At 47.6% G+C, this 12,431-nt stretch carries 5 protein-coding genes; all 5 read left to right on the top strand.

What is annotated here, in order from left to right:
- Positions 1 to 26 precede the first annotated feature (26 nt).
- Positions 27 to 4,706, top strand: coding sequence for an amino acid adenylation domain-containing protein (locus tag QUA10_RS07845; RefSeq protein WP_445243564.1), 4,680 nt, complete (start codon positions 27 to 29; stop codon positions 4,704 to 4,706).
- 1 nt (position 4,707) lies between these two features.
- The gene (locus QUA10_RS07840) at positions 4,708 to 7,980 is read left to right on the top strand and encodes an amino acid adenylation domain-containing protein (protein ID WP_333082128.1); all 3,273 of its coding nucleotides are present in this window, start codon (positions 4,708 to 4,710) and stop codon (positions 7,978 to 7,980) included.
- Between the two features lie 100 nt (positions 7,981 to 8,080).
- Entirely contained in the window at positions 8,081 to 9,769 is a 1,689-nt protein-coding gene (gene panP / locus QUA10_RS07835) for a pyridoxal-dependent aspartate 1-decarboxylase PanP (protein WP_333082129.1), read from the top strand.
- Positions 9,756 to 11,306, top strand: a complete 1,551-nt coding sequence (locus tag QUA10_RS07830) for a condensation domain-containing protein (protein WP_333082130.1) — start codon at positions 9,756 to 9,758, stop codon at positions 11,304 to 11,306. Before panP ends, QUA10_RS07830 begins: the two co-directional genes overlap by 14 nt.
- A 60-nt stretch (positions 11,307 to 11,366) precedes the next feature.
- On the top strand, positions 11,367 to 12,416 hold the full coding sequence (locus QUA10_RS07825; RefSeq protein ID WP_333082131.1) for a TauD/TfdA family dioxygenase: 1,050 nt from the start codon (positions 11,367 to 11,369) through the stop codon (positions 12,414 to 12,416).
- Positions 12,417 to 12,431: the final 15 nt, after the last annotated feature.

Below are 12,431 nucleotides of genomic sequence, written 5' to 3'. Positions count from 1 at the left end.
ATTACCAATTACCAGTTACTAATCCCATGACGGTGCATTTTTCCGAAAAACCTCCAACAGATACTCGCGACTTGGCGAATGCTTCTGAAGAAGAAGTATTTGCATTTCCCACCTCTTTTGCCCAGCAAAGACTGTGGTTTATCGATCAATTGGAACCGGGAAACCCTTTTTACAACCTTCCGGCGGCTGTGTTACTAAAAGGCAGGCTAAATGTAGTAGTGCTAGAACGAAGTTTCAAGGAAATTGTGCGCCGTCACGAAGCTTTGCGGACGACATTTACCACTGTAGACGGTCAACCCGTGCAGGTGGTTGGTCAGCAATTTAATTTCGGGCTGCAAGTTTTAGACTTGCAAAAATTGGCGAAAACTGAGCGAGAAGAAAAAGTAAAACAACTGGCTGCAGAAGAAGCTAGTAAACCTTTTGATTTAACCAAAGGGCCGCTGTTGCGAGCTAGTTTGCTACAGTTAGAGGCTGAGGAATATGTCTTGCTGTTGACGCTACACCACATTATTTTTGATGGCTGGTCAATCGGAGTCTTTCTGCAAGAATTAGCAGCACTTTACGAAGCGTTTTTGATGGCAAAACCATCCCCACTTCCCGAACTTTCCATACAGTACGCCGATTTTGCTATTTGGCAGCGGGAATGGCTGGCGGGCGATTCCCTGCGGGATAGCTTCGCTTCACGCTTGCAAACTCAACTTAACTACTGGAAAAAGCAGCTCAGTGGCGCTCCTCCCTTGCTGGAATTGCCAGCCGATCGCCCTCGTCCCCCCGCGCAAACCTATCGGGGCGCGAAAGAATCCTTTCTCATCCCGAAAACGCTAACAGAAGCCCTCAAAAAGCTCAGCCGCCAGGAAAATGTCACCCTGTTTATGACGCTGCTAGCAGCCTTTAAAACGTTGCTCTATCGCTATACAGGACAGGCAGATATCCCCGTTGGCTCTCCCATCGCCAACCGCAACCGAGCGGAAATTCAAGGGCTAATCGGGTTTTTTGTCAATACTTTGGTATTGCGAACTGATTTGTCAGGTGCTCTCACTTTTCGGCAGTTGCTCGATCGCATTCGGAAGGTGAGTTTAGAAGCTTACGCTCACCAGGATTTGCCGTTTGAAAAACTGGTTGAAGAGTTGCAACCAGATCGCAATTTGAGCTACAATCCGCTGTTTCAAGTTGCTTTTGTTTTGCAAACTGCACCTGTTGCTGCCGAATCAATCGCCGGACTCAATCTCACTCTTTTAGATGTTGACAATCAGACAGCAAAAGTAGACTTAACGCTGTATTTAGAAGAAAAACAGGAAGAAATTTACGGTCAGTTTGAATACAGTACCGATTTATTTGATGCAGCCACAATCAATCGGATGGCGGGGCATTTTATCACGTTGCTGGGGGGCATAGCTGCCAACCCAGAGCGGCGGATTGAAGAGCTACCGTTGCTGGGGGAAAAAGAGCGGCATCAGTTGTTGGTAGAGTGGAATGACACCCGCGCCGATTATTCGAGCGATCCCTGCATTCATCAATTATTTGAAGCGCAGGTCGAGCGAACTCCCGATGCCATTGCAGTCGTATTTGAAGACCAAAAACTCACCTACCGCGAGCTGAATGAACGAGCGAATCAACTCGCGCATTACCTGCAAAAACTCGGCGTCAAGCCAGAAGTTTTGGTGGGAATTTGTGTTGAGCGATCGCTTGAGATGGCGATCGGCATTCTCGGTATTCTCAAAGCTGGGGGCGCTTATGTTCCGCTCGATCCAGGCTATCCACCAGAGCGATTGGCTTTCATGTTAAAAGACGCTCAAACGCCTGTGCTGCTGACACAAAAGCATCTGGTAGAAAAGCTGCCCTTCGCGGGAACGAGCGCGATTTGTCTGGATGCCGATTGGCAAGCGATCGCTCGACAAAGCGAAGAAAATCTCACCGTCGCAGTTACTGCTGAAAACCTAGCTTACGTCATCTATACGTCAGGCTCGACTGGAAAGCCAAAGGGAGCTGCTAATACTCACAGAGGCATTTGCAATCGCTTGTTGTGGATGCAGGATGCCTACGAATTAACTGCAAGCGATCGTGTTTTGCAGAAAACACCCTTTAGCTTCGACGTATCAGTATGGGAATTATTCTGGCCGTTGCTGACAGGAGCGCGTCTAATCATAGCTCGACCAGAAGGCCATCGCGAGGGTTTTTATTTAGTGGAACTCATTGCTAGGCAGCAAATTACCACACTCCATTTCGTTCCCTCAATGCTGCAACTGTTCCTCGAAGAACCTGGACTTGATTCTTGTCACTGCCTCAAGCGGGTCATCACCAGTGGCGAAGCGCTATCCTTTGAACTTCAGGAGCGCTTTTTTAACCGTTTGAATGCTGAATTGCACAATCTTTATGGCCCCACTGAAGCGGCTGTAGACGTAAGTTTTTGGGCTTGTACGCGCCAGCGCTATCCTGGAATTGTCCCCATCGGTCGCCCCATAGCCAACACGCAGCTTTACATCTTAGATCGCTATTTGCAACCTTTGCCAATTGGAGTGCCAGGGGAACTGCATATCGGTGGCGCAGGATTGGCCAGAGGCTATCTGAATCGTCCCGAATTAACGGCCGAGAAATTTATTCCAAATCCTTTTAGCAACTCACCCGACGCGCGCCTTTACAAAACTGGCGACAGGGCGCGTTATTTGCCAGATGGAAATATCGAATACCTGGGGCGAATTGATAGCCAAGTGAAAATCCGGGGCTATCGCATCGAATTGGGAGAAATTGAGGAAACCCTGAGACAGCACTCCGCCGTGCGGGATGCTGTGGCGATCGCCCGCGATGACGGTTCGGGCAACAAGCGCTTAGTCGCTTATGTAGTGCTTAACCAAAACCAACTTCCAAGCATCAGCAACCTCCGCGGCTACCTGCAAGAAAAGCTGCCCGAATACATGGTGCCTGCTGCCTTCGTGATGCTGGAATCGCTGCCTCTAACTCCCAACGGCAAAGTCGATGGCAAGGCACTACCTGCACCGGATCGCGATCGCCCAGAACTCGAAGAGGCATTCGCCGCGCCAAGCACGGCTATTGAGAAAATCCTGGCAGAAATTTGGGCGCAAGTATTGGGGTTAGAACAAGTGGGAATAGACGACAATTTCTTTGAATTGGGCGGCGATTCTATCCTCAGCATTCAAGTCATTTCTAAAGCCAATCAAGCGGGGTTGCGGCTTACTCCAAAACAACTGTTTCAACACCAAACTATTGCACAGTTAGCCACCGTCGCCGATACAACTGGGATTCAACAATCGGAACAGGGATTAATCGTTGGCGAAGTTCCTCTGACACCGATTCAGCACTGGTTTTTCGAGGAAAATCTCTCCGATCCACACCACTGGAATCAGGCGGTGCTTTTAGAGTTGCAGCAACCTCTCGAACCTGCATTAATTGAGTCAGTTTTGCAAGAATTGCTGAAGCACCACGACGCGCTGCGCCTGCGTTTTGGGCGAAGAGAATCTGGCTGGCTGCAGGAGTTCGCCAATCCCGACGAAGTTGCTCCGTTTACCTGCATTGATTTGTCGTCGCTACCTCCAGAAGAACGAGAGGCCGCTTTCCAAACCGCCGCCGCTCAGTTGCAAGCCAGTTTGAATTTGTCAGAGGGGCCATTACTTCGCGCTGCCCTATTTGACTTGGGCAAACATCAGCCAAATCGCTTGTTATTGACCATTCATCACTTAGCGGTTGATGGGGTTTCGTGGCGAATTTTAATTGAGGATTTCCAGACAGCTTACGGGCAGATTAGCCGCGGCGAAACAGTCGCGCTGCCGCCCAAAACAACCTCATTTAAGCAGTGGGCAGAACGTTTGCAGGAGTGGGCGCGATCGCCCGAATTGCAGGGAGAGTTCGATTACTGGTTCGCCCTTTCTCACCAACCAACTTCTCGCTTGCCGGTGGATTTCCCAAACGCAGCGAATTTAGTTGCATCTGAAAAGACAGTATCCGTTGCTTTGAGTGTTGAAGAAACAAAACTGCTCTTACAAGAAGTACCTGCAGCTTACCGCACTCAAATTAATGATGTATTGCTAACTGCTTTAGGTCAAGCATTTGAACGCTGGACAGGCAATAACTCACTTTTAGTTGACTTAGAAGGTCACGGGCGCGAAGATATATTTGAAGGAGTAGATTTGTCGCGCACAATCGGCTGGTTCACAGCAGTTTTCCCCGTCCTGTTTAATTTAGAAAAACATTCCGATCTAGGGGCTGCAATCAAATCAGTGAAAGAGCAGTTACGCGCAGTACCCAATCGCGGTATTGGCTGCGGCATCCTACGATATTTAAACCCAGAAATTGCAAAAAAATTGCATAAATTGCCGCAAGCTGAGGTAAGCTTTAATTATCTCGGACAGTTTGACCAATTGCTGCCGAAGTCTTCTTTATTAATGCTGTCTTCCAATCCTAGTGGCTCCCTTCGCAGCCCGCGTGGAAATCGGCGTTACCTGCTGGAAATTAACGGATTTATTACCAGCAACAAGCTGCAATTAAATTGGACGTACAGCGAAAACATTCACCGACGAGAAAGCATTGAAAATTTGGCAACGGCCTTTATAGAATCGCTGCGATCGCTAATTCAATACTGTCAGTCCCCCGACGCCGGCGGCTGCACTCCTTCTGACTTTGCAGAGTTTAAGTGGAGCCAGTGGAACCAGGACGATTTAGACAACATTACCGCAATTTTGGGAGAGCTTTAATATGACCAAAGGCAATATCGAAGATTTTTATCCCCTCTCCCCAGCGCAGCAGGGCATTCTCTTTCATTCCCTTTACCAGGCAGAATCGGGCGTATATTTCGGGCAACTGCTGTGCGTCTTACGCGGCGATCTCAATGTTTCTGCGTTGAGAAATAGTTGGCAAAAAGTTGTAGAACGGCATCCCATTTTGCGGACTTGTTTCGTGTGGGAAAAATTGAAAGAACCCGTGCAAGCGGTGCGTAAGCAGGCTGCATTATCTTGGCAGCAGATGGACTGGCGATCGCTCTCGGCTTCCGCACAAAAACAGCAGCTAGAAACGTTCCTAAAAGCCGATCGCGAGCAGGGCTTTGACTTGACATCAGCTCCCTTAATTCGCATTGCACTGGCGCAGTTAGAAACAGATACTTTTCAGTTTATTTTGAGCCACCATCACTTAGTTTTAGATGGGTGGTCGCTGGCGATCGTTCTTGAGGAAGTTTTTGCATTTTATCAAGCCTTCTCCCAGGGCGAGGAATTGCACCTCAAACGCCCTCGCCCTTATCGGGATTACATCGCGTGGCTGCACCAGCAAGATTTATCTGCGGCTGAGTCATTTTGGCGGCAAACTCTCAAAGGTTTTGCAGTTCCAACTGCGATCGCCCGGGGCAATATTGCCGGGGGACACCGTTTAGAAAGTAGTGGCGAACAGCAGGTGATATTTTCTGCAACAGCCACCGTCGCACTGCAATCCTTAGCGCGGCAGCATCAGCTAACATTAAATACCCTCGTACAGGCAGCTTGGGCGCTACTTTTGAGCCGATACAGCGGCGAGGAAGATGTGGTTTTTGGTACGGTTGTCTCCGGGCGACCGCCAGAGTTAATTGGTGCGGAATCGGTAGTGGGGCTGTTCGTAAATCCTCTGCCAGTGCGCGTAAAATTTGACCCACAGGATTCTATTTTATCCTGCTTGAAAGAACTCCAAGCGCAACAAGTTGAGGCGCGACAGTATGAGTTCACCCCCCTCGTTGAGGTGCAGGGGTGGAGCGAAGTTTCTCGGAGTTTGCCTCTATTTGAGAGTCTCGTTGTCTTTGAAAATTATCCTTCGGATGCTTCTTTGCAGGAGAAGATTCAAAACTTAAAAGTAGAGAATATTCGCTCCTTGGAAACAACGAATTATCCTCTAACGGTGATGGCAATGCCGGGTGCGGAATTGACGCTGAAAATTATTTTCGATCGTAGCTGCTTTGAGGAAAGTGCGATCGCACGGATGCTCGGACACCTGCAAACTTTACTGGAGGGAATGACTGCCAATCCTGAGCGGAAACTGTCAGAATTGCCCCTATTGAGCGCCGCCGAACGCCAGCAATTACTTGTCCAGTGGAACGACACCCAAGCGGATTACCCCAAAAATTCCTCCATTCACGAATTATTTGCAGCGCAAACAGAGCGAACCCCAGATGCAGTGGCTGCAATTTGCGAAAATGAACAATTGACTTACCGCGAATTGAATGCCAAAGCCAACCAAATCGCGCATTACCTGCAATTTATCGGTGTAAAACCCGAAGTTTTGGTGGGAATTTGCTTAGAGCGATCGCTGGAAATGCTGGTGGCTATTTTGGGCATTTTAAAAGTCGGTGCCGCTTACGTTCCTGTCGATCCTGCTTATCCCCAAGAACGCCGATCGTTCATGCTGGCCGACGCAAAAGTTCCGGTGCTTTTGACTCAAAAAAACCTCCTAGAAATCCTCCCCGAACACAGCGCAAAAGTCGTCTGTATCGACGCCGAATGGCAGGAAATTTCCCGCCAGAGCGATCGCAACCCCGCTGTTAAAGTGGAAGCCGATCACCTCGCTTACGTCCTCTACACTTCCGGCTCCACAGGCACTCCCAAAGGCGTACTCGGCACCCACCGAGGCACAGTCAATCGCTGTTTCTGGAACCCCTACCCTTTTATCGAAGAAGATATTTGCTGTCAAAAAACGTCCTTAAATTTTGTCGATTCGGTTTGGGAAATCTTTGCTCCTTTGCTGCATGGGTTGCCCACTGTGATTATTCCCGATCGAGCCGTCAAAGATATTAACCAATTCCTTCAAACCTTATCAAAGCAAAATGTAACGCGACTGGTGCTGGTTCCTTCTTTGTTGCGCGCTCTCTTAGATTCATTCCCTGATTTAGACAGCCGTTTGCCTCAATTAAAATATTGGATTTGCAGCGGAGAAACTCTGCCGGTGGAACTTTGCCAGCAATTTCGAGAGCAGATGCCCCAACGGGTATTAATCAATCTTTATGGCTCTTCTGAAGTAGCTGCGGACGTGACGTGGTACGATGCAACTCACTGTGTCGAGAAAGTTCCAATCGGTCGCCCGATCGCCAACACGCAAATTTATCTGCTCGATCGCAATTTGCAACCCGTTCCCATAGGAATTCCCGGCGAGATTTACGTCGGCGGCGATGGATTGGCACAGGGCTACTTAAACCGCCCCGACTTAACCTCGGAGAAATTCATTTCTAACCCGCTTGGGCAAGAAAAATTACATTTTCTCGGTAATTATTATCAAAAAGTTTTCTTCAAAACAGGCGATATCGGTTGTTACCTGCCGGATGGTAATATAGAATTTCTGGGTCGTGGCGATTGCCAAGTAAAAATTCGCGGTTTCCGCATCGAACTAGGAGAAATAGAGGCAGCACTTTCTCAACATTCTTCTGTGTCCACTGCTGCTGTTTTGCTTCAGGAAAACACACCAGGTAGTCAACGCCTAGTCGCTTACCTAGTTCCTAACTCAGGGTTCAGAAATCCGCACCCAGAACTTATTTCCGAATTGCGTTCATTCTTGAAGCACAAACTGCCCGATTACATGGTGCCTTCAGCTTTTGTGCTATTAGATGCGCTGCCATTAACGCCCAACGGAAAAATTGACCGCCTCGCCTTATCTCAAAGGTGCGATTATGTTTCTGATGAAACAGCCTTCACTGAGCCACAAACGCCCACCGAGAAAGAAATTGCTGAGATTTGGACTGCTCTTTTAGGGCTAGAAAAAGTAGGAACTAACCAAAACTTTTTTGACCTCGGCGGTCACTCTCTGATGGCAACACAGTTAATATCGCGAGTGCGATCGTGCTTTGGGATAGAGTTAGCGCTGTGCGATTTTTTTGCTGCTCCCACCATTGAGAATTTAGCTGAACTAATCGAGGAAGAAATTCTGGCAAACGCCGATTCTAACCAGATAGATAAATTGCTCGATCTCTTAGAAAAGAGTGATGGAGAGTCAGCACAAACTGTGATGCTGGTTGAGTAAATATTGGCTTGGCGACAAAAAAACAAAAATCCCTTTTCTCTTTAAGGCTTCGGTGGGGAATAGGAGATTTTAAAAGCCCATTTAACAGGATGAACTCGGGATGAATAAACTAACAGTAAAAGCCAAAGAGTCTCAAGACGTAATGCAGCCATTAAAAGCCTCTGTTACCCCACTTGAAGAAAAGTTAATGGAGCTATTCAGTGCTTCAGAAAAATCATTTTTGGCAGAAGAAGCAATGGAGGAGCGAATTTCTGCCCTAGTTCAAGACTTTTTGTACGCAAAAACCGCTAGTACAGATATTGACTTAGAGTTAATTATTCAGGAGTTTAGGGAAAACAAAATTCCCGCCCTTCCTACAGATGTTGGCAATTATATCGATGGTTTGACCGAAACCCTCGTTGCCCATTCCATTCACACATCTTCCCCCCGATATATCGGTCACATGACTAGCGCACTTCCCTATTTTGTGCGCCCGATCGCGAAGCTGTTAACCGCGATGAATCAAAATTTGGTCAAGATGGAAACGGCCAAAGTTTTAAGCCCCTGCGAGCGCCAGACTTTGGCAATGATCCACCGATTAATTTACGATTTTTCTGAGGATTTTTATAACCAGCACATTCAAAAAAGTGACAGCACGCTCGGTATCATGACAACGGGCGGCACCCTAGCTAATATCACAGCTTTGTGGTGCGCTCGCAACGCTTCTTTAGGACCAAAAAATAACTTTAGTGGCATTGAAAAAGAAGGCTTGTACGCCGCTTTAGAGTTTTACGGCTACAAGGGAATGGTGATAATCGGCTCCAATTTGATGCACTATTCTTTTGAAAAGGCTGCCGGTTTATTAGGCATTGGCGATCGCAATCTCCTAAAAATCCCCACCGATTCCAATCACCGCATGGATTTGGCAGCGCTGCGCCAAACTGTGGCCGAATGTCGCGATCGCAACCTGCACATTCTGGCAATTATCGGTATTGCAGGCAGCACCGATTCGGGAAGTATCGATCCGCTTCCAGAAATAGCGGCGATCGCCCAAGAAGCAAACGCTCACTTTCATGTCGATGCAGCTTGGGGCGGCCCCGTGCTTTTTTCCGAACGTCACCGGCACAAATTCGCAGGCATTGAACTAGCAGATTCCGTCACCATAGATGGACACAAACAAATGTATTTGCCAATGGGAATCGGTCTGGTTTTATTCCGCAATCCCCAAACCGCCAAAGTTATTGAAAAACACGCGCCCTACACGGTGCGAAAAGACTCGATCGATCTAGGCAAGCGCTCTCTCGAAGGCTCTCGACCAGGTGCGAGTTTGTACTTGCAAGCCGCGTTGAATATCATCGGCCATCAAGGCTATGAGTTTTTGATAGATGGAGGAATCCATAAAACGCAGCACTTGGCCAATTTAATTCGGGAAAATCCAGCCTTTGAATTGCTGCTAGAGCCAGAAATTAATATTCTTTTATACCGCTACATTCCAGAAACATTCAGGGAAAAAGCAGCCAAAAAACAACTAGCCGAAGCAGACAACCACTTCATTAATCAATTTAACGAGCGCCTTCAGGAGGCCCAGCGGCGAGCCGGTTACACCTTCGTATCGCGAACAACCTTGCAAAACACCTGTTATGGCAAAACCATTCCCATTGTTGCTTTTCGAGTCGTCCTTGCCAACCCCCTTACTACTGAAGCAGATATCAACGTTGTTTTAAACGACCAGCTAAAAATAGCAGCAAAGCTTTCCTTAACTATTACAAACAGCGACCACTGCGAGGAGGTGAATTATGATGTCTACTAATCGTTCAGAACGGCTGAAAAACCTCTCGCCCCAGAAGCGAGCACTCCTCCTCAAAGCATTGGGCAAAGAGGCAGTACAGGCTGAGCAATCTAAGCGCATTCCCAGGCGATCGCAGCAAAATTCTGCTCCCCTTTCTTTTGCCCAGCAACGGCTGTGGTTTCTCGATCGATTGTCTCCCGAAAACCCTGCCTACAACCTTCCTGCTGCTGTGCGTTTGCAAGGACAATTGAATTTGTCGGCACTGCAACAAACACTCAATGAAATTGTCAGGCGTCACGAAGTTTTACGGACTGCTTTTGCAGAAGTGGACGGGCAACCTGTTCAACTGATTTCTCCTTCCTTGAATTTCGCTTTGTCGGTGGTAAACTTGCGACATTTACCAGAAACTGAGCAGCAAGCTGAAATTGAGCAGCGTACTCTTGAAGAAGCCCAACGCCCCTTTGACTTAACGCGAGATCCCTTACTGCGGGCCACTCTGCTGCAACTGGGTGCGGCAGAATATGTGTTGCTGCTGACAATACACCACATTATTTCTGATGGTTGGTCTATGGGGGTATTGGTACGAGAAGTAGCCGCACTTTATGAAGCTTTTTCGACTGACAAACCCTCCCCGCTGCCTGAACTTCCCGTGCAGTATGCGGACTTCGCGAGTTGGCAGCGGCAGCATTTCCAGGGAGAGAAATTAGAAAAACAACTGGCTTATTGGAAACAGCAATTAGGAAACGGTTTAGCTGTACTGTCAACAGATAAGCAGCGATCTCCCGTGCAAACTTTCCGAGGGTCGCAGCAATCTTTTGTGATTTCTGCTTCTTTAACTAACCGACTGAAAATCCTCAGTCAGCAACAAAATGTCACCCTATTTATGACGTTGTTGGCAGCATTTCAATCCTTGCTATACTGCCAAACAAAGCAGGACAACCTGGCTATTGGCTCTCCTATTGCCAACCGCCACCTCCGGGAATTAGAGGAACTAATTGGATTTTTTGTCAATAATTTAGTGCTGCGAATTGACACGGCAGGTAATCCAACTTTCCGCGAACTACTCGGTCGAACACGCGAGGTAGCGTTAGCAGCTTACGCTCACCCGGATGTTCCTTTTGAAAAGCTTGTGGAGGAATTGCAGCCGGAGCGAAATCTCAGCTATAACCCGCTGTTTCAAGTGTGGTTTGTACTCCAGAATGCACCCATGCCCCCCCTGGAGTTAGCTGGTTTGACCTTGAGCATTCTGGAATTCGATGTCGGTATGTCGAGACACGACTTAAGCCTCACTCTCTGGGAGGTTTCAGAAGGAATCCAAGGCTTATTTGAGTACAAAACAGACTTATTTGAGGCTAGGACTATTGCCCGAATGGTGAGAGGTTTCCAAATCCTCCTCAACCATGTAGTCATCCAGCCAGATATCAAGCTCGACGACTTGGCAGAAATTCTTGCCGAAGCAGAAAGGCAGCACCAAATCGAGCAGGAAAAACAAATTCATCTTTCGGGAATTCAAAAATTAAAAATGGCTAAACGCCAAGTCATGAAAAGTTTAAAATGATGGCTCAATCTCTCAGGTTTTTTCGGGAAAAATCGCAACAATTTCACCAAAGCAAAAGTTATGACAAATACAGAAACAAAGAATCTCAATTCCCAAAAGTTAGGCTCAGTTAGGCGCAAAGCCGTCACCCTGTCCTCCGAGGAATTAGTCAAAACCGCCTACCTCCAGCCCGAAAACCTTCTACCTCTAGTTGTTGAGCCAACAGTAGAAAAATTAAATCTCGCAGGTTGGGCACAGAACAATCGCTCATCAATTGAAACACAGTTATGGAAGCACGGAGGAATACTTTTTCGAGGCTTTGAAGTCGGCGGGGTGAATGGTTTCGAGCAGTTTATTCAAACTATTGCTGGCGACTTGTTGGAATATTCTTTTCGCTCAACTCCGCGCAGTCAGGTGAGCGGAAATATCTACACTTCCACCGAGTATCCTGCCGAGCAATTCATCCCCCTGCACAATGAAATGGCTTATTCTCGCAATTGGCCGCTGAAAATTGCTTTTTTCTGCGTCAAGAAAGCTGAACAGGGAGGAGAAACCCCGATCGCTAACAGCCGCAAAGTGTTTGAAAGCCTGGATGCAAAGATTAGAGAAAAGTTTGCCCAAAAACAGGTTATGTATGTGCGAAATTACGGCGGTGGCGTAGATTTACCCTGGCAAAATGTCTTTAATACTGATAGCAAAATTGAGGTAGAAGAGTATTGCCAAAAAGCCGGAATAGAGTTAGAATGGAAAAAGGGCGATCGCTTGAGAACTCGGCAAATATGTCAAGCCGTCGCCCAGCACCCAAAAACTCAGGAAATGGTGTGGTTTAATCAAGCTCACCTCTTCCACATTTCCAATCTCGAACCCGCCGTTCGCAAAGAGCTTTTAACTTCTTTTAAGCAGGAAGATTTACCCCGCAATGCTTATTACGGCGATGGCTCGCCCATTGAAGATTTTATATTAGACGAAATTCGTCGCTGCTATCAGCAAGAAACGATTGTTTTCCCTTGGGAAGAAGGAGATGTCTTGCTGTTAGATAATATGCTAGCCGCGCACGGACGCACGCCATTTTCGGGTTCGCGTCGGGTTGTTGTCGGTATGGCAGAAGCGTTTACCTGTCAAGATATTTAGGCTTATTAAAGGAAC

The organism is Microcoleus sp. Pol8_D6 (assembly GCF_036700965.1).
Lineage (GTDB): Bacteria > Cyanobacteriota > Cyanobacteriia > Cyanobacteriales > Microcoleaceae > Microcoleus.
This window is presented reverse-complemented; position numbering and strand designations above follow the sequence as displayed.